28 protein-coding genes are annotated in these 23,593 nt (G+C 57.0%); 4 read left to right on the forward strand and 24 right to left on the reverse strand.

Annotated features, from left to right (window positions below; translation table 11 throughout):
- Window positions 1-344 precede the first annotated feature (344 nt).
- From PY650_RS32935 to PY650_RS33000, 14 genes are all read right to left on the reverse strand, one after another.
- Window positions 345-1,226, reverse strand: a complete 882-nt coding sequence (locus tag PY650_RS32935; protein WP_285884166.1) for an SIR2 family NAD-dependent protein deacylase — start codon at window positions 1,224-1,226, stop codon at window positions 345-347.
- A 34-nt stretch (window positions 1,227-1,260) separates the two neighbouring features.
- A complete protein-coding gene (nifT, locus tag PY650_RS32940; protein WP_120708942.1) occupies window positions 1,261-1,473 on the reverse strand; it encodes a putative nitrogen fixation protein NifT in 213 nt (70 codons plus the stop codon).
- The gene (locus tag PY650_RS32945; protein WP_120708943.1) at window positions 1,470-1,793 is read right to left on the reverse strand and encodes a nitrogen fixation protein NifZ; all 324 of its coding nucleotides are present in this window, start codon (window positions 1,791-1,793) and stop codon (window positions 1,470-1,472) included. Before PY650_RS32945 ends, nifT begins: the two co-directional genes overlap by 4 nt.
- Before the next feature lie 97 nt (window positions 1,794-1,890).
- Window positions 1,891-2,085 carry a 4Fe-4S binding protein gene (locus tag PY650_RS32950; RefSeq protein WP_120708944.1) on the reverse strand — a complete coding sequence of 65 codons (195 nt, stop codon included), beginning with the start codon at window positions 2,083-2,085 and terminating at the stop codon, window positions 1,891-1,893.
- Between the two features lie 33 nt (window positions 2,086-2,118).
- Window positions 2,119-3,600 (reverse strand): nitrogenase cofactor biosynthesis protein NifB, encoded by a 1,482-nt coding sequence (nifB, locus tag PY650_RS32955; protein WP_285884167.1) that lies wholly within the window; start codon window positions 3,598-3,600, stop codon window positions 2,119-2,121.
- A gap of 229 nt (window positions 3,601-3,829) precedes the next feature.
- Window positions 3,830-5,578, reverse strand: a complete 1,749-nt coding sequence (gene nifA / locus PY650_RS32960; protein ID WP_285884168.1) for a nif-specific transcriptional activator NifA — start codon at window positions 5,576-5,578, stop codon at window positions 3,830-3,832.
- Window positions 5,579-5,756: 178 nt separating this feature from the next.
- Window positions 5,757-6,056, reverse strand: coding sequence for a ferredoxin family protein (locus PY650_RS32965; protein WP_285884169.1), 300 nt, complete (start codon window positions 6,054-6,056; stop codon window positions 5,757-5,759).
- Window positions 6,057-6,068: 12 nt separating this feature from the next.
- A complete protein-coding gene (locus PY650_RS32970) occupies window positions 6,069-7,373 on the reverse strand; it encodes an FAD-dependent oxidoreductase (RefSeq protein WP_285884170.1) in 1,305 nt (434 codons plus the stop codon).
- An 11-nt stretch (window positions 7,374-7,384) separates the two neighbouring features.
- Window positions 7,385-8,443 carry an electron transfer flavoprotein subunit alpha/FixB family protein gene (locus PY650_RS32975; protein WP_285884191.1) on the reverse strand — a complete coding sequence of 353 codons (1,059 nt, stop codon included), beginning with the start codon at window positions 8,441-8,443 and terminating at the stop codon, window positions 7,385-7,387.
- Between the two features lie 65 nt (window positions 8,444-8,508).
- The gene (locus PY650_RS32980; RefSeq protein WP_285884171.1) at window positions 8,509-9,360 is read right to left on the reverse strand and encodes an electron transfer flavoprotein subunit beta/FixA family protein; all 852 of its coding nucleotides are present in this window, start codon (window positions 9,358-9,360) and stop codon (window positions 8,509-8,511) included.
- A gap of 181 nt (window positions 9,361-9,541) precedes the next feature.
- Window positions 9,542-9,925 (reverse strand): nitrogenase stabilizing/protective protein NifW, encoded by a 384-nt coding sequence (gene nifW / locus PY650_RS32985; RefSeq protein WP_285884192.1) that lies wholly within the window; start codon window positions 9,923-9,925, stop codon window positions 9,542-9,544.
- Between the two features lie 176 nt (window positions 9,926-10,101).
- Window positions 10,102-11,325 carry a cysteine desulfurase NifS gene (gene nifS / locus PY650_RS32990; RefSeq protein WP_285884172.1) on the reverse strand — a complete coding sequence of 408 codons (1,224 nt, stop codon included), beginning with the start codon at window positions 11,323-11,325 and terminating at the stop codon, window positions 10,102-10,104.
- Between the two features lie 73 nt (window positions 11,326-11,398).
- Window positions 11,399-12,022 carry an iron-sulfur cluster assembly scaffold protein gene (locus PY650_RS32995; RefSeq protein WP_349644538.1) on the reverse strand — a complete coding sequence of 208 codons (624 nt, stop codon included), beginning with the start codon at window positions 12,020-12,022 and terminating at the stop codon, window positions 11,399-11,401.
- Between the two features lie 25 nt (window positions 12,023-12,047).
- Window positions 12,048-12,368, reverse strand: a complete 321-nt coding sequence (locus PY650_RS33000; RefSeq protein WP_285884173.1) for an iron-sulfur cluster assembly accessory protein — start codon at window positions 12,366-12,368, stop codon at window positions 12,048-12,050.
- Window positions 12,369-12,839: 471 nt separating this feature from the next.
- On the opposite strand from PY650_RS33000, the gene PY650_RS33005 reads away from it, so the two are divergent.
- Window positions 12,840-13,505: a nitrogen fixation protein NifQ gene (locus tag PY650_RS33005; protein ID WP_285884174.1), complete on the forward strand. Its 666-nt coding sequence runs from the start codon at window positions 12,840-12,842 to the stop codon at window positions 13,503-13,505.
- A gap of 46 nt (window positions 13,506-13,551) precedes the next feature.
- On the opposite strand, the gene rpoN is transcribed toward PY650_RS33005, so the two are convergent.
- Together rpoN and PY650_RS33015 are read right to left on the reverse strand one after the other, a co-directional pair.
- The gene (gene rpoN, locus PY650_RS33010) at window positions 13,552-14,991 is read right to left on the reverse strand and encodes an RNA polymerase factor sigma-54 (protein WP_285884175.1); all 1,440 of its coding nucleotides are present in this window, start codon (window positions 14,989-14,991) and stop codon (window positions 13,552-13,554) included.
- Between the two features lie 77 nt (window positions 14,992-15,068).
- Window positions 15,069-15,608, reverse strand: coding sequence for a peroxiredoxin (locus tag PY650_RS33015; protein WP_285884176.1), 540 nt, complete (start codon window positions 15,606-15,608; stop codon window positions 15,069-15,071).
- Here PY650_RS33015 and PY650_RS33020 point away from each other — a divergent pair.
- Together PY650_RS33020 and PY650_RS33025 are read left to right on the forward strand one after the other, a co-directional pair.
- Window positions 15,601-15,741 carry a hypothetical protein gene (locus PY650_RS33020; protein WP_285884177.1) on the forward strand — a complete coding sequence of 47 codons (141 nt, stop codon included), beginning with the start codon at window positions 15,601-15,603 and terminating at the stop codon, window positions 15,739-15,741. The two genes, PY650_RS33015 and PY650_RS33020, sit on opposite strands and share 8 nt — an antisense overlap.
- A gap of 574 nt (window positions 15,742-16,315) precedes the next feature.
- Window positions 16,316-17,173, forward strand: a complete 858-nt coding sequence (locus tag PY650_RS33025) for an isocitrate lyase/phosphoenolpyruvate mutase family protein (RefSeq protein ID WP_285884178.1) — start codon at window positions 16,316-16,318, stop codon at window positions 17,171-17,173.
- Window positions 17,174-17,685: 512 nt separating this feature from the next.
- On the opposite strand, the gene PY650_RS33030 is transcribed toward PY650_RS33025, so the two are convergent.
- Genes PY650_RS33030 through PY650_RS33050 form a run of 5 tightly spaced genes read right to left on the reverse strand, consistent with a single transcriptional unit; the run spans window position 17,686 to window position 21,667 of the window.
- Window positions 17,686-18,222 carry a GNAT family N-acetyltransferase gene (locus tag PY650_RS33030; protein ID WP_285884179.1) on the reverse strand — a complete coding sequence of 179 codons (537 nt, stop codon included), beginning with the start codon at window positions 18,220-18,222 and terminating at the stop codon, window positions 17,686-17,688.
- Between the two features lie 24 nt (window positions 18,223-18,246).
- Window positions 18,247-19,392, reverse strand: a complete 1,146-nt coding sequence (locus PY650_RS33035) for an aminotransferase-like domain-containing protein (RefSeq protein ID WP_285884181.1) — start codon at window positions 19,390-19,392, stop codon at window positions 18,247-18,249.
- A gap of 32 nt (window positions 19,393-19,424) precedes the next feature.
- Complete coding sequence (locus tag PY650_RS33040; RefSeq protein ID WP_285884182.1) at window positions 19,425-20,054, reverse strand: CDP-alcohol phosphatidyltransferase family protein; 630 nt, start codon at window positions 20,052-20,054, stop codon at window positions 19,425-19,427.
- Window positions 20,051-20,434, reverse strand: coding sequence for a glycosyltransferase family protein (locus PY650_RS33045; RefSeq protein WP_285884183.1), 384 nt, complete (start codon window positions 20,432-20,434; stop codon window positions 20,051-20,053). The genes PY650_RS33040 and PY650_RS33045 overlap by 4 nt, the downstream gene beginning before the upstream one ends.
- A gap of 24 nt (window positions 20,435-20,458) precedes the next feature.
- Window positions 20,459-21,667, reverse strand: a complete 1,209-nt coding sequence (locus tag PY650_RS33050) for a pyridoxal phosphate-dependent aminotransferase (RefSeq protein ID WP_285884184.1) — start codon at window positions 21,665-21,667, stop codon at window positions 20,459-20,461.
- A 365-nt stretch (window positions 21,668-22,032) separates the two neighbouring features.
- Here PY650_RS33050 and PY650_RS33055 point away from each other — a divergent pair, with 365 nt between their 5' ends.
- Window positions 22,033-22,221, forward strand: coding sequence for a hypothetical protein (locus PY650_RS33055; RefSeq protein ID WP_285884185.1), 189 nt, complete (start codon window positions 22,033-22,035; stop codon window positions 22,219-22,221).
- On the opposite strand, the gene PY650_RS33060 is transcribed toward PY650_RS33055, so the two are convergent.
- The 3 genes from PY650_RS33060 to PY650_RS33070 all read right to left on the reverse strand — a co-directional run.
- Window positions 22,218-22,415 carry a hypothetical protein gene (locus PY650_RS33060; RefSeq protein WP_285884186.1) on the reverse strand — a complete coding sequence of 66 codons (198 nt, stop codon included), beginning with the start codon at window positions 22,413-22,415 and terminating at the stop codon, window positions 22,218-22,220. The two genes, PY650_RS33055 and PY650_RS33060, sit on opposite strands and share 4 nt — an antisense overlap.
- 142 nt (window positions 22,416-22,557) lie before the next feature.
- Window positions 22,558-23,085, reverse strand: a complete 528-nt coding sequence (locus tag PY650_RS33065; RefSeq protein ID WP_285884188.1) for a helix-turn-helix domain-containing protein — start codon at window positions 23,083-23,085, stop codon at window positions 22,558-22,560.
- A 164-nt stretch (window positions 23,086-23,249) separates the two neighbouring features.
- A partial coding sequence (locus PY650_RS33070; protein WP_285884189.1) for a transposase occupies window positions 23,250-23,593 on the reverse strand: 344 nt, incomplete at its 5' end.

The raw sequence follows: 23,593 nt of genomic DNA on the forward strand, positions 1-23,593 counted from the left end.
AGCACTGATCCAGACCAACCCGCAACCGACATTGAATTCCCTCCTGTCAAATGCAGGAAGTGAATCATGATTTCAAACGAAACGCAACTGTAGTACTAGAGCGCGTCCGACGCGAACGTCGTCGGCCACCCCAGCGAAGGACAGCTTTCCTCCGCCACTCACCAGAAAGCCGTCAGTAGACAACCGGCCCCGGATCGGTCATGCATGCAAGCCGAGCCGGTGCCCGCTTGCGGGCGCAAGCAGGCGTTGGCTATTGGTGATTTTCTGCTGAATTCGGCGTAGCGTCGGGAAGACTTTATGATCCTCGGTCGGCATGCGATTTGCGGAGTCTGGCTCGCCTGCTGCTATGTCGGATCGACAAGACCAGCCGCAACCTCGCCAATCGGCATGTCAATCAGTGTGATGGCGCATTCCGCGCAGAAGCGGCGTTCGTTCTTGGTCATGGTTTCGGCGTCAATCACAGCGAAGTACGGCCCGTTGGAACGCTTCATGATCTGGCGGGCGAAAATGCGTAACATCTGATCGTCGAAACGGCAGCCGACGAAGAAAAAGCCGCGATTGGTGCGTCGCTCCTTCACTCTTTCAGGGATCGGCGTCTGGATATCGATTTCGGTCAGGACTTCGACATAATCAGAATCCGAAACGAGAAAGTTGGCGGCGGGCCGAACGCTCCCATGCGGTGTATAAAGGACCGTCTCTGCCACCGGGCCGGGGCCGAGCTCCCTCCCGGACAAATCGTAGGTTTTCGTCCAAATGTCCGCTTTCTCGTTCGCCCGCGTGATGCCCTGTATCTCAACCACGTCTGTTCGGCCTTTCGCTCTGAGGCCTGCTCGCATCGTTCCGTCGTACCAACTGTCGATGATGAGCGAGAGTGGCAGCGTCGCAAGCCAGAGGTGGAGGGCAGTCGGCGGCACGGATGGGGCGAATATCTCCGCCATCCACGCTTGAAGCGTCCGACGATGCCTGCGCTGCTCGATAAATTGCGCGACCGACCACATGTTACTGCGTATCTTGGAAGAGACTGTCGCCCGTTTGTTAAGAGCTGCTGCAACGGCCGCCGGCCCGTCCGGTACAGGCAGTGCCGCCGAACTTAACCGGAGGAGCCCAGGACCGAGATATGGGATGAGTTCATCCGCGACGAGCGCTTCCTTCAGCAAATGAAGTTGCCTTTCGGCGTGATGGCCCCTGTAGACCGAAAGATGATCGGAGTTAAGACGCGCGGTCATGCCCTTGTCGCCTTTCGTTATTCGTTAGCAGCGCCTAGTCCTCCTCAGATATCTTTCTTGCCTCGACAGTGATCGGCAGGCGCGTGTCCTGCGGCAGGTCGGGCAGGGCGAGCCGCCAACCGTTCCTAAGCAGTACGCACCCACCCCATAAATTTTCATTCTCCATGGCAATGATCGGCTCTTCGAGATCCTTCTTGGGAACATATGCTGTCAAGCAGGTTCCGGTTCTGCGGATCATGACCTTCACGGAGCTATTCCTTCTTTGGGGCTGGTGGCCGTTTCGGCAATGCCAACCGCGGCTTTGTCGAGGCTCGTCAGTTCACGCGCGCGCATGCCAACGATGGTGCCGCGATCGATCCATTCGACCGCGTAGATGTAGAACTGCTGTAGAAAGGTGCCGATGTCGCGCACATAACCCTCATCGCCTTTCCGCACCAGGTTTTCTCCAACGTCTTTGCCCGGATAGGTGCCGTCATTCTTTATATGGCGTGTGGCACGGACCCGCTCGCCCGGCAGGAATTGCGGCGGAGAGCCGATTTCCACCTCTTGTTCGCGTCCTGGGCTCACCGCGGTTCCTTACTTTCTTGGGACTGCTCCGCTTAACGACGAAGTTCAAAGTGTCCTTTGACGGGGATATTGCCTTCCGCGGCCAGCGAAGAGAAGATCAGGCTGGAACGCAGGTCTTCGGTACCGGACATACCGCTGCGCATTGCTGCGTCTCGAAAGCTCCCTCGCATTCTGTGCATTTATCCGGATCGATCACGTAGTTATCACGCTTGAGTTCTATCGCACCTGATGGACATTCGAACTCGCAGGCTCCGCACTGGGTGCATTGGGATGCGATGATCTTGAAAGCCATTATCAACTCCTGAGGACGTTCAAATAAAACAGTTCACGCCGTCGCCGTCAGCGGGCCGACTCCAAACTCGGCGGCATACACCGCACTGATTGCGGTTTCGATGTAATCATAGCTATAAGCGTGCATTGCTCGAATGCCGGCGTCCGCCAGCCGCTTCTTAGGACAATCTCCGATCTTGGCGCAGAGCACTATGTCGATCCCTTCGAGCGCAACGATGACGGCGTCGAGTGTGGCGTCGTCACCCCAACCGCCGCGGCAATACTGCTCGATCTTGCGATGGCCGACGAAGGCGATTCCTCTCGGGGAGGCCTCATAAATCTGGAATTCTTTCGCATGGCCGAAATGTTCGTTGATGCGGCCGCCGCCCTTGGTCGCTACCGCGATTTGAAGTGACCCCTCAGGGCCTGCTGCTTTGACCATTTCTATCGCCTCGCTCTTGGCTGCTGCGCGATTGCTTCTCTCCTGCGCGACTACCTCGCGGTATGCTGCGCGATTGCGCTCGTCGTATGAGACTTCGTCCGGAATTTGGTCGAGCATAAATTCCTTGCCACGGTCCTCGCCCAGTAGGCCGACGGCATCAGCACGGCACTGCCGGCAATGGCGCATCAGCTTGGCGCCGGTTTCGAGACGATCCTGAAGCGCCTTCAATTCGATTGGCCGCGGAGCGCGTTGCCCGGTCAGGCCATAGTAGGTGCCGTGCGCCGGCTCCGAAATCAACGGCATGACGTTGTGCAAGAACGTGCCACGCTCCTTCACCCATCTGTTCACCTCGATCAAGTGCTCGTCGTTGACGCCGGGTATCATGACCGAATTGACCTTGGTGAGGATGCCTCGCGCCGCCAGCATCTCCAGGCCCAACATCTGCCGCTCGTGCAGGATTTCGGCGGCTTCGATGCCGGTGTAGCGCCGGTGGTTGTAAAAAATCCAGGGGTATATCTTCGCACCGATTTGCGGGTCGACCATATTGATGGTGATGGTCACGTGATCGACATTCATGCTTGCAAGCTCGTCGACATGATCTGGCAGTGCTAGCCCGTTGGTCGAGATGCACAGCTTGATATCGGGGATTTCAGCGATAACCTTTTCGAATGTTGCCTTAGTTCTCTGCCAGTCGTAACAGGCATCGCCCGGCCCGGCGATGCCTAGGACCGAAAGCTGGGGCACTTCGTTGGCGACCGCAATGACCTTGCGCAGAGCCTGGTCTGGCGTCAGCTTTTCCGAGACGACCCCGGGCCGGCTTTCGTTGGCGCAGTCATATTTGCGATTGCAGTAGTTGCATTGGATATTGCAGGCTGGCGCGGCGGCGACGTGCATGCGCGCGAAATAGTGGTGTGCTTCTTCTGAATAGCACGGATGATCCTTTATCTTCTCCCAGATTGCTGCGTCTATGTCGTTCGACTTGGCGGTTGGGCCGCAGGACGAGGATTTGCAGTTACTGGACTTCGCGATAGTCAGCCTGTCGTGGGACGTTTTGGCGCTGGCCAGGCTATCAAGCGAAATCATCGATGCAGTCATCAAACAACTCCGTTGTTGGTGAACGTCGACGATCAAACTGCAACAGCTATGCCAACCCCAGAAATCGTTTGATGTCAGGCGTCTTAGCGTGTGGTGTCCGATTCAAGACGTGTGCTCCGACATAGTTTTGTTAGTTCCTGACGCTGGGCACACAGGCTGGGTCGCAAACGCGACGTGCCTTTGACACGCGGAGCAATGGATCGTCTTCGACCTGACGAAGGAGATAGCCTTAGAACTTTTTCACCTCGATATTATGGCGGCGCAGAGCATAGCCGACCTGGCGCGGCGTGAGGCCGAGCATGCGGGCCGCTTTGGCCTGAACCCATCCGGTCTTCTCCATCGCGTCGATCAGCCGGTCCCGCTCCGTTAGGCGCGGTGATATGGCCGGGCATGCCGGACCGTTTGGATCGCAGGCCTTGACGGGCATTACCTCCGAGTGCGATGCGCCGCCGGGCGGGGTGGAGAACGGCGATACTGCTGGTATCGTTCTACCTCGAGTGAGTTCATCGATGGTCTTACCGCCATGACCACCGTCGTCTCCTTTCCAAAGGCGCGCCGAAAGACATTGGCTGTTCTGGCAAGCGAAATCCGAGGGAGCGATCGCCTTTGAATGCGCCAGCGTGGCCGTCCTCCGCACGCAATTTTCCAACTCGCGGACGTTCCCAGGGAAGTAGCATTGCGAGATCAGGTCCAGTGCCGGCGCCGTGAAGGCGAGTTCGCGATTGTTCTCCTTGTTAAAACGGTCGAGGAAAACTTTTGAAAGGCGTGGAATGTCCCCGGGCCGCTCTCTAAGCGGTGGCAAGACGATCGGCACCACGTTAATGCGATAGTAAAGGTCGGCCCTGAATTCCCCATTCGCGACAGCCACTTCGAGGTCCTTGTTGGTTGCGCATATGAGCCGGATGTCGACTTTAAGTGTCTTGGTTCCGCCCACCCGCTCCAGCTCGCCTTCCTGCAAGACGCGCAAGAGCTTGGCTTGAAAGGCAGGCGAAATCTCGCCGATTTCATCAAGAAGAAGCGTTCCGCCGTTCGCCAATTCGAAACGCCCCGCGCGTTGCGAGATAGCCCCGGTAAAGGCACCCTTTTCATGTCCAAACAATTCCGATTCCAAAACACCTTCCGGCAATGCGGCGCAGTTCAGTTTGACGAAAGACTTCTTCCTGCGAGGGGAAAGCTCATGGATGGCTTGTGCAAAAAATTCTTTACCGGTGCCGCTTTCGCCCCGCAGAAGCACGGTGGTATTCGTCATTGCCACGGCAGAAACGATCTCGAGCACCTGCTTGACCGCGGGGCTTTCCCCGACGATCCAGTCGACTTTGATCCGCGCAGCCCGGCTGGCGTCGTTCCTATCGCCTTCGGGGGATTTTCGCTGCGGCTGAATGATCTGCGGACCGGCCGTGTTCAGGGCTCGATGGAACGATACAGTCTGGCCGATGAGATTGGCGGCCATGGTGAGGAAGCGGATATCTTCGTCATGACGGAGCTCGGTGGCGCTGTCCCTGAAGCGGTCGATCCATAACGTTCCTACTAATTTGTGCGCAGCCTTTAAAGGGACGCCGATAAATGTAATTGGGATAGTGTCGCTGCTCACAGACGGCTGGGGATCGACCCGGAATAATTCGGACTTGCTGGTTTCCCTTATCACGAGCGGCTGCCCGGTCGTCACGATTTGGTCTATTGCAGCCCGTGGAATAATGTGGCGAGCGCCGGATTGACGGAGGTCGGCGACGCCGGCCGACGCGGTAATTTCCGGTTCCCCTTCGCCGGCCAGCACGACAATTGCTCCATGACGCATCCGCAGAAAGGTGGGGAGGATATTGGCGACATTGGCAAGCGTGATCTCCAGCGGGACAGCGGCAGTCAGGAGCTTGGATATTTCGTAGATCCCGCTGCATGAGATTTCCACTTCAGGCGTTTTGCTGGATGATCCGGGCAAAGTTCCAACTTCATCGGCGCAATCGCGTAGGATGCGGGTCATTTTCAACACCCATAGCTGTGTAAAACGATCACATCACTACCATCGTTTGTACTTATTTGTATAAATAGAAACTCTAATGTTAGTTTCTGAAATTGCAAGCTGGTTCCGAGCGAAATTGATGCAGCGCCTGGATGTGATCGAAACGGTGTGCTGTTAATCTATTTAAGAATAGAACCGTTCACCCGAACTTGAAAAGAACACCAAAGCCGCCGCGCGGATAGTTCCACACAACCTCACCACTGGCCTCGCACAACACCCTGCATGTGCCACACTCCATGCAGCCGTCGGCGGCAATCTCTACCTGGCCTTTGTCATTCAGCTCATAGCATTTCGCCGGGCAGATGCGCGTCAACGCCCGCAGGTTCGCACTCGGACGCTCGTGCGGTCGCACTTTGATGTGTGGACGTCCCGGATCAACCAGATAGCGGTTCTGGAAAAGCTTGTCCTCCACGCGCAACTTCGTCACTGCAACGGTCATCATATTTCTCCTTCAACGCCAAGCGAATGCCAGGCGAACCGCATCACTGACCAGCCCCAGGCGCGAGCGCGCCTTTATGAAGGCGGCCGTGGTCGCTCTTTCATTTTCGATCTTCGGCGTACCGTCGACACGCATGAAATTTTTCGAGGCCTCTGACATCAACTTCGGGTATGTCATGAAAAAATTGCGGGAGTTGGTATGGAGGAGTGCCGGCATGTCCTTGTATTTCTTCAGATCTTTAATGACAAAGGACTCGTCCAGCATTGTCTTGTAAAGGGCGAGATTCTTTTTCGTCATTCGACCTCCGCGGCTCTTCACCTCGAAAATAGCCTCCCCGGCGATGCGACCCGACGTCATGGCAAGATTGGAACCCTCGCGGTGAACGGCATTATTGAGCTGTGCCGCGTCGCCGACAACGACCCAGCCATCGCCGAAGAGACGGGGTATTGCCTTGTACCCACCTTCGGGAATGAGATGAGCTGCATATTCTTTCACCTCGGAACCCGCGATCAGATGCTTGATCGACGGATGGCACTTGAATGCTTCGAGCAACTCATAAGGGCTTTCGCAAGTCGCAGCGAAGTCTGAGACGAGACAGCCGATGCCAAGGGAGATCGACTCCTTGTTGGTATAAAGGAAGGCGAGCCCCGCCATGCCGCGGGAGATGGTGCCGGCTGCCTCGATCACGCAGCCTTCGTTGCCATGAAGACCGAACCGCTGATCGATCACATCTTCTGGCAGAAAGTGTATTTCCTTGACTGCCAGCGCCACGCTCTCCGGTGTCGGCGTCTGACGCAAACCGGCCCGTGCGCCAAGCAGTCCATTGGCGCCTTCTGCGAGAACGACCGTATCCGCAAGGATGATGTCGCCGGTACGGTCGGTGCGCACACCGATCACCTTGCCGCCTTCGTGCGTAAGTTCAGTCACCGTCGTTTCGCAAAGGACCGTCGCTCCGGCCGCGCGCACCTTGCGCGAAAACCACCGGTCGAACTGGGCACGAATGATTGTGTAGCGCTCGGGCCGCGATTCGTTGAAGTCATCCGATCGGTATTGTATCCCGACGTGGGACGCGTCATCCATCATCCAGAAGCGCTGCTCGACCAGATGCCGCTCAAGAGGCGCATCATCGCGAAAATCCGGGATGATTTTTTCCAGCATGTTCGCGTACATGATGGCGCCCTGTACATTCTTGGAGCCCGGATATTCGCCACGCTCCAACTGCAGCACCTTGAGGCCACGGCTTGCCATCGTGTAAGCAGCTGCGTTGCCGGCCATGCCGGCGCCAATGACAATGGCGTCAAACTTTTCCTCACTCATGGCCCTGTCCCCTAGTTCGCAAGTTTATCGCGACTGTGCGGCGACAGCCGTTGGGTGAAAACATCAGTCAGTGCCGGCAGGAAGCGGATCGCATCCGTAACGACGCCGAGATGGGCGAAATCGAAAATCGGCGCGTTCGGGTCGGTGTTGATCGCCACAATAAGATCAGCTCCCCCGACGCCAACCCGGTGCTGGATGGCGCCGGAAATCCCGGCCGCTATGTAGAGCTTCGGCCGGATGGTCTTGCCGGTTTGACCGATCTGGCGATCTGCCGGCATCCAGCCCTTCTGGACCAGCGGCCGCGAACAGCCATATTCGGCTCCCATCACCCGCGCGAGATTCTTCACAAGCTTGAGGTTTTCCGACGTACCGAGCCCCAAGCCCCCGCCCACCACGACATCGGCATAGGCGAGATTGGAATTAGTCGACTCGCCATCAGAAAGGAACCCGAGGACTTTGGTGACGATCTCTTCCTCGAACATCGGCACCTCGTGCTGAATGACGCATCCGATCGGCTTATTCGTGCGCTGCGGCATCTCCATGACCCTGGGCCGCACTGTCGCCATCTGCGGTCGGCAGTTGAGCGTGTAGATTGTGCAAAGAAGAGAGCCGCCAAAAGTCGGCCGCGTTGCGGCAAGGGAACCGTCGCTATCCACGTTGAGTTCGGTGCAATCGGCCGTAAGACCTGTGAACAAGGTTGTCGCCACGGAACCGGCAAGGTCACGGCCAAGCGTCGTCGCACCGAGAAGCAGAATCTCGGGTTTGTAGGTGACGACGAGATTCGTCAGTGCTTTGGTGAAAGGCTCGTTCCTATAGTCCGCGAGCAGCGGGGTCTCGACGAGGTAGGCAACGTCGGCACCATAAGCGAAGGCCTCGGCAACGGCATGCTGTGTGGCGTCTCCCGGAGGTCCGAGAACGACGCCTGCAAGGTCGGCGCCTAGCTGGTCTGCGAGCTTGCGGCCTTCGCCTAGCAGTTCGAAGGAGACGGGATGGACATGCCCGCGCTCCAGTTCGATGAAGACCCAAACGTGTCGATAGTCCTTGAAATGCTCGGGAAGTTCTTTCTTCATGCCGGCACGGCCGGCGGCAGGAGGAGGTGTTTCCTGAGTGGTAGTCAATGTCGTGCTCCTAGCCGTTAGGCGCTAGCGTCGAAGGCGAGTTCCTGTTCCAGCGCCGGCTGATGGGCGAAGATTTCGACGATCAACTCATCGGCAAGATCGATCAGGCCCTTATCGGCCGTGGTGATTTGCTCCGCCTTTTCCACCCGGGCTGTAGGGGCAAAGACGCGTTTGACGACCGTCGGCGAACCACGCAGCCCGCACTTGCTCAGGTCCTCAATGCCGGCATCGGCTGCGCTCCACTTTACAATCGGGCTGCGTGCAGCGCGTAGCGCGTCGTCGAGCGAGCCGCGGCGGATCTCGTTGGTGCCTTCCAGCATGGTGATGAGGCAGGGAAGCCTGCCATGCAGCATCTGCGTGCCTCCTTCCGTTCGGCGGTCGACTTTGATTTCGCGCGCCTCCAGATCGATGGAGGCGATTTTCGAGACGTAGGTGAGCTGCAGGAGATCGAGGCGCTTGGCAATGCCGGGCCCGACCTGGGCGGTGTCGCCGTCGATCGTCTGCTTGCCCGTGAAGACGATGTCGGGCGCGCCGAAGGTCTCGCCAATCTTCGCGATCGCCTGCGAAAGAGCAAAAGAGGTTGCCAACGTATCGGAACCGGCAAAATGGCGGTCGGTCAACAGTATCGCCCGATCTGCGCCGTAGGTAAGCGCCTTGCGCAACGAATCCTCTGCCATAGGCGGACCCATAGTAAGGACTGTGACCTCGCCGCCGTGGACGTCGCGCAACCGTAATGCTTCTTCAAGGGCGAAGAGATCATAAGGATTTATGATGGTTGGCACACCCTGGCGCATAATCGTATTCGTTACCGGATGGACGCGTATCTGAGCGGAGTCCGGCACCTGCTTGATACAGACGATAACGTGCATGGTCTCTTCGCTCCTGTTCGAATGACGGGTTCGGTACTCCATCTTCTGCAAAGCACCATCTGTGCCAACCCTTCTTAGCTTTTCCATCCCTTTGAAATTCGGATGTTTCCTGCAGGGGTGCCGGCGCTGATACCGAGTTTGTCGGCATTTCGACATCGTTCAAGCCGCAACCATGTCGCATTCATTCCTTGCCGAAACGCTTCAGGATGGAATCGAACGGCACGAAGGCATGGCCCGGTTGGCCCGGTCTGGCGGGATCGTGGTCTTTGAGTACCTTGAAGACCCGGTGCGCAAGTGGCGAGGACGTCGCAAAATCTTCGTAGGCACGTTCAAGCATGGCGCGGGCCCGGGCAGCAACGACCTGGTCCGGGACATCGGAGAAATCTTCTTCGGCCAGGTATTGTCCCATACGCTTCATGATGTGGAGTCGTGAGACGTCAAGCACCTTGGGATCAAAGGAAACGTCAAGGAGTTGGAAAAATTCCTCCGCAGCGGACAATTTTTTCAACCGTGCGAGAATTTCGGTGGTATCGATGGTTCGGCTGCTCTTGTAACAACTGCTCATGGCATTCTCCAAATCGGAAATGATGGTCTCTGGTAAGTTCGAGGCCATTAGCCCGCCGCGAAAACCGCCAACGAACATCCTCGCGCTTGCGGCTTCAACCGGCTTGGCAAGTCCGAGCTATTTTGCATGGCAAAGGCGGCGAACATGGCCTAGCGTCGTCAAGCCACATCGTATCGTCAGGGGTTTCCGTCCGTCCCCGTAGGCTTGAAAAAACCCAAAGGTCCTCGGCGCTTTGCCGGCTTCGGCCTAAACGAAGAACCATCACGCAAACTGCTGACGATTCCGGGTAAAACATCGAGCACGTGGTCGATATCCTCGTCGCAGTTGTCACGCGACAGGGAGAAGCGGACGACCCCCTTGGTCGAGATATGGGGAATGTTCATCGCCGTCAGGACATGGCTCGGCTCCGGCGAGTCAGAAGTGCAAGCGGAGCCGGAAGAACAGGCGATGCCATAGCGGTCAAGGAGAAGCAGCAAGCCATCGCCTTCGACTTGGCCGAAGGCGATGTTTGAGGTGTTCGGCAACCGCTTTTGCTGATCGCCGGTGACGAACGCATCTGGGATGCGCTGCAGAAGCCCTTTCTCCAGGCGATCTCGCAGCGATCTTACCCGTCCGTTCTCATCTTCCATGAAGCTCAAGGCAAGTTCGGCGGCCTTGCCGAGGCCGACGATGCCGGCGGTATTCTCCGTGCCAGCGCGCCGATCGCGCTCCTGGTGTCCCCCCTTGATCATCGGATAGAAGCGCACGCCGCGCTTTACCCAAAGCGCGCCAATCCCTTTCGGTCCATGCAGCTTGTGGCCCGAGAGCGACAGCATGTCGATCGCACTCGATTTCAGGTTCATCGGGAGCTTACCAACTGCCTGCACCGCGTCTGTATGGAAAAAGGCGCCCACTTCCTTGGCCAAATTAGCGAGGTCGGCGACAGGAAAGATCGTGCCGGTTTCGTTGTTCGCCCACATGATCGAGACGAGTGCAACATGTGGGGTGAGGGTCGCCCGGTATGTGCGCAGATCGAGGCGACCATGCCGATCGACCGGAATCCTGTGCACCTTTATGCCACGCGTCTTCTCAAGATGCGCACACAGCGTCAGCACGGCCGGATGCTCGACGGCGGATGTTACGATCTGTGTGCGATCGGGCATGAGTTCGAGCGCCGACAGGATCGCTGAATTGTCGCTTTCCGTCCCGCCAGAGGTAAAGACGATTTCATGCTCGAACTCCGCACCGATCAACGCTTGCAGTTGTCTTCGCGCGGTCATTATCGCCGCACTGGCCGAGGCGCCAAAATTGTGACCGGACGAAGGGTTGGCGAATTGATCCGTAAAGAACGGCAACATCGCTTGTACGACTTCAGGATCGACTCGCGTCGTTGCATTGTTGTCGAGATAGACAGATCTCATGGAAGCGATCCTCAGTTGGCGGAGTGACCTCGGTAATCTCCGTCTTTCAGCCCTCGGGTAAGAACAACCGCAGCTACGTTCGATTGGTCGAATTCGCCGCGGCGACGTCATTTGGCAGTTTTAGATGCCGCTGGGAATGTTTCAGGCGAGCCCCGTCATGCGTTTTCGATCCTCGGCGATATTCGACCGCAAACGATCGTCGGTTAGACAGATGTTTCCTTGCCCTCGAGTACGCTGCCTTCCTTTGTGCCTGCCGCCCAGCTCTTCTCTGACGCAAGGAAGCCTTCGACGACCAACGCCGCAGCGACCTCAACAACCGCTTCTTCGGCAGCTTCGAAGCATCTGGCCGGGACGCGCGACTTCGCGTCACAATTGACCCGGTCGATGATGGCGAGCCTCTGGAGGGCGGCCGATCGAGGAAATCCGCTAAGTCGTAATTGATGATGCGGAGGGCGGTTTTGCCGATGACAAATTCGATCAAATCCGACGAGCAGGCGATCGCGAAACGGCTGCAGAGCGCCTGTAATTTTGCGGCAGTGATTGCTTCCATCGGCTGATCGAATCCCATCATTAATTGAACCGCGTTGCCGCAGACGATCGCGCCACCCTTGCTTTCGGTATTGGCGGTTTGCAGAACGCGGGTGCCCTTGTGCTCGCAAGATGATTTTTTGAGCTTATCGCGATTGTTTTTCCGCATGACTTTTCACACCAATCCCAAATGATCAGGTGAAGGACTTGCCACAAGCGCACTTCTCTGCCGCGTTGGGATTGTCGAAGATGAAGCCTGAGGACTCGAGCCCCGTGACGAAGTCGACGGTCATGCCGTTGACATGTGGCTGAGAGCCCACGTCCACGAACAGCCTGACCCCGTGTGTCTCAATGATTGCGTCGCCTTCGCGCGGCCCGCCTTCCAGTCCCATCAAGTATTTGAGCCCAGCGCAGCCACCGGGCTCGACCATAATGCGCACGCCCTGCGCAGGCTCGGCCCCTCCGCTGAGCGCAGTCTTCATCGCAGTAACGGCATTCTCTGTGAGCGTGATCATGTAATGGTTCTCATTGGTCGTTTGCAAATGCGCGAACGACGTGCATCAACCGTGCCAAAGAGAAAAACGTTCGCAAACAGTTGGATCTTTCTACCGACAATGTGCCCGTGTCCGAAGTCGTTGAACGGCAAGCATCCTAAAAAACTGGGCAATCACCTGTGAATTCCACGACGCCCACCAAAGTATCTGTCCGCCGTTCTGCCGCCGAGGCCGTTATCGTCGCTGCGGTGACGTTCGCGGCAGTTCACCGCGCAAAGGCTCGGCACCAAAGGCGACTGTCGAGTTTGTCGATTAGGCGACATCTGATGTCGAATCGAAATCTTTGCGCACGCTTATGAAGTGGTTGAAAAAACCACGGAAAGTCGTGCCCGAAGCGGTTGTTTGCCCAGGCTGGCATAATTTTTGAAACTCTCTCGTGGCGGCCGCCTACAGCAGCCGGCCCTGATCAATGAACGAAGGAACGAACGCGCCATGTCAGATCTGCATCAGATCCAGGTTTTAAAGGGAAATGACATCAATCGCGGAATACGGATGTCCTATCAGCCTAGTCGGGAGCAATTCTCGCAGTCACCCAATGTCGGGCGGTGGCTGCGAATGGACATCGAGATGGATTTTGACGAATATGTGCTTGCCTGTGTCTTTTCGCAGGCGCTTGAGGAGATCGAGGCTGGCCAGGCGTCGGCGACCGAGGCAACCGGCCTTTCTCCTGCCGAGCTGCGGGACATCCTAAGGCGGAGTTTCCCCGCCGGACTGGTCGAGGCGTTCTCCCCGGAGGCGGCGAGCGATCCAGAGCTCGGTACGGAGGAAGAGCTTCTGCGCGGCCTGCTACTGGCGCATGCCCGGCCAAACGACCCAGCCAGCGCCCGCTTTGCCAAAATCATTGCCCGACGCGCCCTGCGCGACGACCATCTTTGGCAGGACCTTGGCCTCCTTGATCGAGCCGACCTCGGCCGCTTGTTCGCCACGCATTTTCCGATGCTGGCGGCCGGCAACACGAACAACATGAGATGGAAGAAGTACCTTTACCGCAAGCTCTGCGAGGCTGAAGGCTTTTCGCCGTGCGCCTCTCCCAGTTGTCAGGAATGCAGCGAGATCGAAGCGTGCTTCGGCCCCGAGAAAGGCGAAAGCCGTTGTTAAGTCGCTTTCGCCAGCGTGCGAGACCATCAGGCCTTGATCGTCATTATTACAAGCCTGCACGCATCTCGCGGCGACGTTGCACGGAGGAGGGGATGTTCATTACTTCGCGATATTTTGCGACGGTACGTCGCGCAATATCGATTCCGCTTGCCCTAAGTTGGGCGACCATGCTGTCGTCGGAAAGCACATTGTCCTCCGTTTCCGCGGCGATCATCGCCTTAATGCGGTGGCGGATTGCTTCGGCTGAGTGGGCCTCGCCGCCTTCAGAGGAGGCAATCGCGACCGTGAAAAAATACTTAAGTTCAAACACGCCGCGCGGGGTGAGCATGTATTTATTCGAAGTCACGCGGCTTACGGTCGACTCATGCATCTCGATCGCGTCAGCAACAGTCTTCAGATTGAGAGGTCGGAGATGGGCGATGCCGTGTTCTAGAAATTCATCCTGCTGACGGACGATTTCTGTCGCTACCTTAAGGATCGTCTTGGCACGCTGATCGAGACTGCGAACCAACCAGTTCGCGTTTTGGAAGCATTCATTGAGGAATGCCTGATCTTGCGGATCATGCGCGGTCAGACGAGAGACTTCGGCAAAATAGGTTTGATTGATGAGCACTTTGGGCAGCATGTCGGGATTGAGCTCGATTTGCCACCCGCCTCCGGTGGAAGGCAGGACCCTGACGTCAGGTATGATGGCTTCCGGTCTTCCGGACTGGAATTGATTTCCAGGCCTGGGATCGAGCGTTCGGATTTCATGCAACATGTCGAGAAGGTCTTCTTCGTCGACGCCGCAGCGCCGTTTCAATGCGCGAAAGTCGCGTTGCGCGACCAGCTCAAGATTGGCAACCAACGCTTCCATAGCGGGGTCGAACCGATCTCGCTGGCGCAACTGTATCTCGAGGCACTCGCTAAGAGTTCGTGCAAAAATTCCGGGTGGATCGAAAAGCTGCAGGGTTGCGAGAACCCGTTCGAGCTCATCCTCGCGGACATCGAGACCTGCCGCCAGCTCCGAAAGGTTCACCTGAAGATATCCGGTGTCTTCCAGATGATTGGCGAGCGCACCGGCAATCAGCCGATCTCGAGAGCTAAATGCAGTCAAGGCGATCTGCCGAGCGACATCGTCGTGCAATGTTTCGGTTGAGGCAGCAAACTCCTCGAAGGTCGGGCGCTGCTCTGATGAAGCATTGGCTGTATTTCGAATTGATTTCCATTCCCCGAGTGGCTCGGGGGCGTCGGCACGTGTCGGCGCATCAACGTTGCTGTCGTGTGCGCCGATGTCCAGGCCGCTTTCCGAGGTCGACACGACATCGTTAGAAGCCATGCCGTCGCTTGATGCCAGCTCCAGAAAGGGGTTTTTCTCAAGTTCCTGCTCGACGAACTGACGCAGTTCGCCCTGCGCCAGTTGCAGCAAGCGAATGGATTGGATTAGCTGGGGCGTGATAACCAGCGATTGCCTTTGGCGCTGGAGAAGGTTTGCTAAATACTGCATCCTAAGAGGGAAGCTCCCATCGATCTTTGTATTTAGTCGCGCGAATTGTCATTTATGAGACTTTGATTCCTGTGGGATCACGCTGCGGCCGAGGCCTTCAGCGTTTTCAGTATGTTTTGGGGCGATGAGATGCCGTAAGGATCGGTTTGGCAGTTGTCGGAGAAGCCTTCTTCCTCGAACCACTGCTCCACCTCGCCGTTATCGATCACCGCGGCGTAGCGCCAGGAGCGCATTCCAAAACCGAGATTGTGCTTGGCGACGAGCATGCCCATCTTACGGGTGAATTCGCCCGAGCCGTCGGGTATGAGCTTGACGTTCTGAAGCCCTACGGACCTGCCCCAAGCGTTCATGACGAATGCGTCGTTTACGGAGAGACAGTAAATCTCATCGATGCCCTGCTTCCGGAACTCCCCGTGAAGGCTCTCGAACTCCGGTAGCTGCTGGTTGGTGCAGGTGGGGGTGAAGGCGCCTGGCAACGAAAACAACACGACGCGCTTGCCACTGAAATAGTCGTCGGATGTGTTGTCTTTCCAATAATACGGATTTGGTCCCGGCAGGGACGCGTCGCGAACACGCGTGCGGAACGTGACGAAGGGAACAGTCTTCTTCATGGTCATTCATATTGCTCCTTCACAAGAAAAGCTGACGCATTGTTTCGCGATTGCGGCTGCCGTATCCGATTTTGGCAGACATGCTGGTCAGGCAAGCGCCATGCCATTTGCCTTCAAGGGAAAGCCTTTGTTTGAATAGGTTCGCCTCGAACAACGGCGCTGACCCAGACATCTCAGCCTCGAATGTCGTCCGCCGCAGTGACATCCGTTGGTGGCTCGTTATCGGGAAGCGTCGATATTCGCAAAAGACGCAACTGTTCCGGACAATTGTGTCAGATCCTTCAACGAGCACCGCCAGCAGGCTTTGAAGTGGCGGCCGTGCTCGCGTTTTTAGGCAGCGCGATCTGCCGAGACACCTCTTCTCGCAGCGCCGACCGACGCATCGTTGTTGCTGCTCTCAACCATATCCAGATTGGGACCTGCACCACTCTCCAGCTCATGGCAAGACGCCCGGGTGTCGCAGTGAGATTAAAAGTTCGGGCCGTGTCATCGCCATTGAATGATTAGGTTCTCCCTCACGTGTCCATTCGCCAGCCTTTTTATGTTCGAAACGGGACAGGATTGTTGGGAGACCGACGACGAGATCGCAAGGCCTGAGCCGCCGGCCGGGACAAGTCGTGCAGCGCGGCCGTTTGCGCCCATCCGGCACGCAACTTGCGTCGTTGATTTTTTTCGCCGCGCTTGGCACCGGCAGATTTCCGAAGGAGCATGATATGGATCAAACGGTTTTTGTTCCAAAGAGCATTGGGGCGATTGAGGATCCGACGAAAACGCTCCGCGATCTGATTTCCTCCCCGGACTTGACGCACCTAATGGGAGCGCATGATGGGCTTTCCGCGGCGATCGCCATGCAGGCGGGCTTCAAGGCCATCTGGGCGTCTGGCCCGTCCATTTCGGAGAGCCTCGGCTATCGCGACGTCAGGGAGGCAAGTTGGACACATTTGATGGAGGTGGTGAAACGAATGGCGGACGCCAGCGGGCTGCCGATCCTGGCCGATGGTGACTCCGGCTTCGGGAACATGAATAGCGCGCGGTTGATGGCAGCAAAGCTCTTGCAGCATGGCGCCTCTGGTGTGTGCATCGATGATAAGGGCTTCCCGAAAATGAATTCCTCTGCCGGCAATCGTCATCCGCTGGACGATATCAAAGAGTTTTCCGGCCGCCTGAAGGCGATCAAGGACACCACGGGAAACGACCTTGTGCTTGTCGCCCGCACCGAAGCCTTGATCGCCGGTTTCGGTCTCAAGGCGGCCCTGTTGCGCGCGGACGCCTATGCGAACGCCGGCGCCGATGCAATCCTGATCCATTCGCGAGAGGCGAAAACGGACGAGGTTCTCACCTTCGCAAAGGAGTGGAAGCGGCTGCCGATCATGATTGCGCCTTCGAATTACTACCGCACAGTCATTTCAGCCCATCATGAGGTGGGAATCTCCAATGTCATCTGGGTCAACCATGCGATGCGCGCCGCGGTCTCAGGCATGCGGGCTGCTTGCGGCCGCATTATCGCCGGAGCAAGCGCCGGGCGGATTGGGCCGGAGGTAGCGACGCTCGACGACGGGCCGGCCCGCTAAGCAATGGTGAACTCCGTCGGCGGAAGTAGGTATCAGTCCGGGCGCGTGGTTAGCATCGGTCCCGCTGAAGCGGTCAGTCTCGGTACGAGAACATTCCCCGCCAGCGCTAGGTAGGCCAAGCGTAGATCTCTGTCACAAGGCGGGAAATTGGATGGAGTGTGCCCCTTGGGGTGAAAAGGATTAGGCTGCCGATTTGCAATTCTGCCCTGATGTTTCGATCCTTAAATTGTTTGGGGCTTAAGTAACCGAGGCAGGGCAATCCGTGCCAGTCGTAGAGACGCAATCCCTTGGCGCCTTCGCTGGCCGGACAGGCTGGCCAGGCGACAGCGGGCAGCTCTTCGGATCCGTCTACAGCGGCCCCTGATAGGTCGGTAACCTTAAGGTAGGGTTGTTGGATTGCATCGATTAGCCAGAAACAGCAAGCACAATGTTTGGAGACACCGACGTGATTATCACCATGGATAAGAACGCTAACCTAATATGATCGTTTAAAGATTTTTCATATGCTAAACCTACAACCGCCGCACAATCCGATAATGCGGGGCTAGCCCTGGCACGCGGCGCTCCCGTCCAATTTTGGAAAATCCATTTCGAAGATAAAAACTGATCGCTGTGCTGCGGCCGTTGGCCCAGAGGAATGCGGCTTGTTTCTGCTTCAAAATTCGCATGCCATGCTCGAGTACAGCAGTCGAGTAGCCGCGATTGCGATGGTCAGGATGGGTCGCCATCGCTCGCAATCTCCAGCAGTCGCCGGTTGCCGTATAGCTGCCGTCTTCTGTTTGATCTTCCATAAGAAATGTTGCAACCGAGGTAATCTCTGATCCTATGAATGCGGCCAGATGAAACTGATCGAGCGCATAAGGATATGCAGGAACCGGCTTTGCCTGCGCGGGCGCGAGCCCGACCCTTCGTATCTCAAAGCAATCGACTTCATCGACGTAGCCGATACGTAGAGTGGTTTCGGAAAACAGCAGTCGAGATACGCGGCAGTCGGACGCGGTTGATTGGAGCGGGTGGGATCTACTCTTGTTTTTGGCACTGGTCATCATTCTTGACGTCCTCCGACACTGGTCTCACGGCATGCGATCATAGGTTTCCTTAAGAATTTTCAGACCATCGCGAAGGGTGCCTTGATTGGGCGGGACACCGATTCCGATTCTGATCATTTTTTGGTATTCGCCGGGAATTACCGAAAAAGATTCGCCCGTTCCGACGGCGACTCCCCGGCTGCGGACTTCATCAGCAAATCTACCGGCCGACCAGGCTTCGGACAGTTGGAGCCAGACGTGATAACAAAAGCGAGGAACGCGGACCGCCCACGGTGCGAGTTCCTCACGGACGATTACCTGTCTGAGATCAATCTCTCCACGTACGGACTTAAGGATGGCATTAGCTGCGCCGTTTTCAATCCAGCGCGTGGCGACCTCGGCGACTAGCGGTGCGACCATCCAATTCGTGGTCTTGATGCTAGGCCAGAAGACTCTTTGCGCAGTGGTAGAGTCGGGTGCAACCACGTACGCAACGCGCAGTTGCGCAGCCAGCGATTTGCTTAAGCCAAACATGTACCAAGTTCGCTCTGGCGCAAATGTCGAAAGTGGTGGTGGCGCGGCCGCGGGCAGCATGCCATAAATGTCATCCTCAATGATCCAAACATCGCGCCGTCGGGCGACAGCCGCGATTTCTGTGCGCCGTTTAGGTGACATGGTTGCCGAAGTTGGGTTGTGGAATGTTGGCATGCAATAGAGGGCACAGGCACGGTCGCCGAGCTCACTGCAGGCCTTTTCAAGTTCGTCCGGCAGCAAGCCTTCTTCGTCTATCTCCACAGGGCGCAATCCAATGCCAAAGAGCGATGCCAATGGCTTGATGGCGGGATATGTTAGGGCCTCGGTCAGGAGCATTCCGCCAGGTCCGATGAGAGTTCCCATAAGCATGCCGACAATGCTCTGGGAGCCATTCGCCATTACGATCTTATCGATCGAAGGTGGAGCGCCTAATCTTCTGGCAAGCAATGCCGCGCCCGCCGCGCGGTCTCTGTCGGTTCCGGTAAAGCGTGGAAAGCGAATAGCGCTCGCGGAATCAAATGAAGTCAGCTCCTCAAGCGCGGAGTTCAGATAAGTCGCAACTAGAGGGCTGGGAGGAGGAAAGTTTCTCCCGAAATCGATCGCGGCCTGCGCCGTGCCAACAATAAAGTTGGTCCCAATCTCTTTAACCTCGTTCATCTCACCCTCTCATTAATCCCTAGTGTGAACGTTCAGTTCACCGAGGGAACAATCTCTTGCAGTATCACTAAGGCCGTCGATGCCGCGATCGCGCAAAGAGTCGCTGCCGGCACGGCTCTTCCCCGAATTGCCGGAACATGAATGATCGTGGTCACGTGGAGCATTGCCAGCGCTATGAACAGAATTGCCATTGTTGCTGCAAAGGAGGTCAGCGAGAGAAAAGGTCGCAGCAGCAGCAGTAAGGCTAGCAGCGGAGTGTCATAGGAAACCGGAATACCTGTGAAGCGCCCGTCCGCCGTCAATCCGACGTTTTCAAAATAGCTCAGCCTGACCGCGCCGGTCAGTACGAGTAGCAAACTTGCAATAAGCGAGAGGGCGCTGCCTTGGCCGATCAGGATGATCACCGTGGCGGGAAATACGACCCCGTGGATGAGGTCGACGAATCCGTCGAAGCTTTTCCCGAACTCAGCCACGCCCGGCCGGCGAATGTGACTCGTTTTCCGCGCAACATGTCCGTCGCAATGATCGAGGAACCACGTCCAGAGCATTGCCGCCACGCCGAACTCGATCCTCCCGTTCAGGGCCAGGAACAGGCCGACGACGGCAAACACATAGGCGAGCGTCGTAATGCCGTTCGCGTAGTCTCGCAGATACCCGATCATCTCAGTGTCCCCTTTACCAGGGAGCCGGTCGTCGAATCGGAAAATGCGAGTGCTGGCTGGAAGGGAAATATCTCCTCCGCGAGCGGCAGATCAACCTCGCTGTCTATCTTGAACCTGCGGGTGTCGCTGCAGTGGGCCGCAGAAAGCTGCAGTTCCACCTCCTCGAGACGCCGGCCGCAGGACTGCTCGATGATTTCCTTACGGCAACCCAAGACGACCATCGCTTCTCCGCTCCCGAGTTCTGCGAACTGGTGGGGCGCGCTGTGCAGCATCGGGACGCAGCTTGCCCCCGCCAGAAGTTCGGGAACGAAATCCGCATAAGGACGCAGCCTCGATCCCATTCCTGCCGCAAGGATGAACGCCCCGGTACCATTGCTCATGTCAATTTCCTTCCGATGCGAGAATCAGGCGGCTACTTGCCGGGTCTTGAGGCTGTTTAATGTTCCGACGACTTTCCGCAGTCCTTGCTCAAGCTGTTCAGGGGGAGCGCCAAACGACAGGCGCAGGCCCTGTGGATCGCCGAAGGTGCCGCCGGCAACCGACCCGACACCGGTCTCCTCGAGAAGCAAACCTGCGATCTCATCGGCAGTCCGGGCGGGAGCATCGGCGGGCAGGGCGGAAATCAAGCCGGCTAGGTCGAGATAGAAAAAGAAGGAGCCATCGACCCTTGGCGGCGCGACATCGTGCAGATCCGAGAGTATTCGCAAACCTAGGGCGCGGGCATCTATCAGGCGCTGGCGCATTTCCTTCTCAAAAGCGCCGTCGCTAACCTGGAGATGGTGCAGGATTGCGTGCTGTGCGATGATGTTGGCATTTGAGGTCATGTGGCTCTGCAGTTTTTTGGCCGCTGAAACGATCTCCGGAGGAGCCGCGAAATACCCCAAACGCCACCCGGTTATTGCAAGTTCCTTAGAGAAGGCGTTGACCAGGATTGTGCGGGATCGGATTCCAGGATGGGCCATAACGATGGACTCATGGCGCCCGCCGGTGAAGACGAAGCTCGAATAGCATTCGTCAGAGACGATCCAGAGCTGATGGGCGACCGCAAGATCGCCGATCGCCTGCAGCGTTGCCCGATCGTAGACGGCGCCGGTCGGATTATTCGGCGAGTTGACGATGATCGCTTTGGTCCTCGGCGTAACAGCTGCGCGAACTGCGTCGATCTCGGGCACATATGTCGGCGAACGGACGTCAACGAAGATGGGCTTGGCGCCGGCAAGAAGAACCTGAGATGCGGAGGTCGGCCAGCAGGGCCGAAAGATGATGACCTCATCGCCTGGATCAAGAACCGCCAGTGCGGCGTCGAGAAGGCCCTGCTTTGCGCCAGCCGTAATAACGATGTCATCGGCGATCCAACTAACGCCAGTATCGGCCGTTAGTTTTTCCGCGACAGCCTGTCGGAGCGGGGCAAGTCCGATTGATTCGGTGTAGCGGTTCGCGCCGGCTTTGATTGCGGCAATGGCGCCCACGCGGACCGAAGCCGGCGTCTCGATGATGACCTCTCCGGCCGCCAGATCGATGATTTGACGACCGGCCGCTGCAGCCACCTTCGCTGCCTCACGGGCAGCGGCAGTGCCCGAACCTGAAAGCAAAGACATCCGTTGGGCAAGCATGTGCTGTCCTCCTGAATCTGGTGGGCATGTTGAACTAGTCGATTTTGCTCGAATCAGTCCGCAACTGATCGCCTAAGTGACGCACTCCTGTTTCCTCGTTTTCCTGGGTACTACCCGGATCGAAAATACTTCGCGCTGACGCTTGCACTTGCGGCGCTCACACGGACGTCATGAACTTGCATCCGTTATCGCGCAGCCACCAAAAGACACGACCCGAATAGGAGTCGTGCGCTCGCGCCGCCGACGTCATCTTGGCTTCGATCCCTGGATGCCGGCGCACTGCAGGCCTCGTCGCTTGGTCAAATAGCCCAGAAACTCCTGTAAGCGGGCGCGGTGCCCCAGATTAAGCGACGTCATCTAGAGCTGTGACGACGACCGACCTAGGCGACAGCTCGGACAGTGCTGGAGGCGCCACGCTACTCGAGCTACATGTTGAAATTGCCGAAGCCGCTGTCGCCATCGATGAGAAGGAGAATGTTGGTGGCATCGAACATGTGTTCAACGATGTCGACAACTTCGGTCCAGCCTGTTTCGTGCGTATCACTGTACCTTAGGTCGTAAGAAATCGATGGGCCAGATGCCAGAGTTCCCTGAAGCCCGTGCGTTCGGTGATCGCCGAGAACACGCCGTCATATGCCTTCAGAAGAAGGAGGGAATCGCTGGAAAGGATGAGTTCACGAACGGTTATCGATGACATTGTCACCGACGAGACTTCGGGACTCACAGGATATGAAATCGCCTTGTTCATTGTCGTGTCTCCTTTTTCAAACTACAAATGAACCAATATAAAAGAAAAAATCAAGTAAATAATTAAATATATTTGCGAATATATTCATTCGCCACTGCCTATTTTCTGATTTTATTCGGATTCTTGTATGATTTCATGCGGTCTATTTTGCGATATATTGGGTACCGGCGCCCTGTGTCCCATCAAATTCATCATTGTGGGCCTGACATTTCGGGAATCTTTCGGATGAAAGCGACAAGCGCAAAGAACCAATACCCAGAGCAAGCACAAAGTTATCGACCTCATCGACGGATATCCGATATTCCTGGAACAGCCATTGAACAAGATCCTTGCGCCGCCAGCGAACAACGCCATGCACTGCCGGTATCGGGCCACTTTCGACGATCTTTGCCAAAGCCTGGCGATGCACGTCGGAAAGCTTTCCTTGATTGCCGGGGGCTTTGCCATTGATGAGCCCTGACGGGCCACGCGCATTGAAGCGAATAACCCAGTCGCGGACAATTTGCAGGGTTACGCCTCCAATCCTGGCTGCATCGCTGCGGGAATGGCCATCATAGATCTCGGCAAGGGCAAGAAGTCGCCGGGCCTGTGCCGCATCCTTCGTGCCTTTGGCCAACGCCCGAAGCGCAAAGCCGTCGAAGTCATTGCGCAGTGGAATTCCTGATCTCATCCGCAAACCTCCGTTTGCGATATTGATTCAGAACTGAACTGATTTGGAAACCTCAAAAAGAGTCAGAGATCGCTCACGCTGGTATCAGGGCCGCGGCTTGCGGCGATTGCGGGTTCGGCGATGTATCCTCTGTCGTTTTCGGGAAGGGTTCGGATCCGGCGGCATCATTGGGCCGCGGTGCGTATTCGGGCATGGGCCAGGGCAAACTCCGCGGCATAGGGGCAGGCCGAAGCCATCGCCACCTTGATGCGGCGGACCGAGACGCGGACCTGCGCGCCGATTTTCAGGAGCTTCAACCGGATCGAGCCGCAGGTCGCTGCAGCCAGTCGGGTCCGGGCGAGGCCGAGGCGGCGAAGCGCACAGATCAGCACATAGGCAAACGAGGCAAACCAGAGCCTGAGCTGATTGGCGCGCATCGTGTGGGCGCTGGTGCGGTCGGCATAAAGGTCCAGCTGGCATTCTTTGATGCGATTTTCCATGTCGCCGCGGGCGCAGTAGAGATCCTCGT

The organism is Martinezella calliandrae (genome assembly GCF_030272695.1).
Classification (GTDB): domain Bacteria; phylum Pseudomonadota; class Alphaproteobacteria; order Rhizobiales; family Rhizobiaceae; genus Rhizobium; species Rhizobium calliandrae.

Coding starts and splice junctions, on each gene's coding strand:
- PY650_RS32935 (WP_285884166.1), bottom strand. CDS start 1,226: ATGACCGCGCGTCTTAACTCCGATCATCTTTCGGTCTACAGGGGCCAT.
- PY650_RS32950 (WP_120708944.1), bottom strand. CDS start 2,085: ATGGCTTTCAAGATCATCGCATCCCAATGCACCCAGTGCGGAGCCTGC.
- nifB (WP_285884167.1), bottom strand. CDS start 3,600: ATGACTGCATCGATGATTTCGCTTGATAGCCTGGCCAGCGCCAAAACG.
- nifA (WP_285884168.1), bottom strand. CDS start 5,578: ATGACCCGCATCCTACGCGATTGCGCCGATGAAGTTGGAACTTTGCCC.
- PY650_RS32965 (WP_285884169.1), bottom strand. CDS start 6,056: ATGACCGTTGCAGTGACGAAGTTGCGCGTGGAGGACAAGCTTTTCCAG.
- PY650_RS32970 (WP_285884170.1), bottom strand. CDS start 7,373: ATGAGTGAGGAAAAGTTTGACGCCATTGTCATTGGCGCCGGCATGGCC.
- PY650_RS32975 (WP_285884191.1), bottom strand. CDS start 8,443: ATGAAGAAAGAACTTCCCGAGCATTTCAAGGACTATCGACACGTTTGG.
- PY650_RS32980 (WP_285884171.1), bottom strand. CDS start 9,360: ATGCACGTTATCGTCTGTATCAAGCAGGTGCCGGACTCCGCTCAGATA.
- nifW (WP_285884192.1), bottom strand. CDS start 9,925: ATGAGCAGTTGTTACAAGAGCAGCCGAACCATCGATACCACCGAAATT.
- nifS (WP_285884172.1), bottom strand. CDS start 11,325: ATGAGATCTGTCTATCTCGACAACAATGCAACGACGCGAGTCGATCCT.
- PY650_RS32995 (WP_349644538.1), bottom strand. CDS start 12,022: ATGCGGAAAAACAATCGCGATAAGCTCAAAAAATCATCTTGCGAGCAC.
- PY650_RS33000 (WP_285884173.1), bottom strand. CDS start 12,368: ATGATCACGCTCACAGAGAATGCCGTTACTGCGATGAAGACTGCGCTC.
- PY650_RS33005 (WP_285884174.1), top strand. CDS start 12,840: ATGTCAGATCTGCATCAGATCCAGGTTTTAAAGGGAAATGACATCAAT.
- rpoN (WP_285884175.1), bottom strand. CDS start 14,991: ATGCAGTATTTAGCAAACCTTCTCCAGCGCCAAAGGCAATCGCTGGTT.
- PY650_RS33020 (WP_285884177.1), top strand. CDS start 15,601: ATGGTCATTCATATTGCTCCTTCACAAGAAAAGCTGACGCATTGTTTC.
- PY650_RS33015 (WP_285884176.1), bottom strand. CDS start 15,608: ATGACCATGAAGAAGACTGTTCCCTTCGTCACGTTCCGCACGCGTGTT.
- PY650_RS33025 (WP_285884178.1), top strand. CDS start 16,316: ATGGATCAAACGGTTTTTGTTCCAAAGAGCATTGGGGCGATTGAGGAT.
- PY650_RS33030 (WP_285884179.1), bottom strand. CDS start 18,222: ATGATGACCAGTGCCAAAAACAAGAGTAGATCCCACCCGCTCCAATCA.
- PY650_RS33035 (WP_285884181.1), bottom strand. CDS start 19,392: ATGAACGAGGTTAAAGAGATTGGGACCAACTTTATTGTTGGCACGGCG.
- PY650_RS33040 (WP_285884182.1), bottom strand. CDS start 20,054: ATGATCGGGTATCTGCGAGACTACGCGAACGGCATTACGACGCTCGCC.
- PY650_RS33045 (WP_285884183.1), bottom strand. CDS start 20,434: ATGAGCAATGGTACCGGGGCGTTCATCCTTGCGGCAGGAATGGGATCG.
- PY650_RS33050 (WP_285884184.1), bottom strand. CDS start 21,667: ATGCTTGCCCAACGGATGTCTTTGCTTTCAGGTTCGGGCACTGCCGCT.
- PY650_RS33060 (WP_285884186.1), bottom strand. CDS start 22,415: ATGAACAAGGCGATTTCATATCCTGTGAGTCCCGAAGTCTCGTCGGTG.
- PY650_RS33065 (WP_285884188.1), bottom strand. CDS start 23,085: ATGAGATCAGGAATTCCACTGCGCAATGACTTCGACGGCTTTGCGCTT.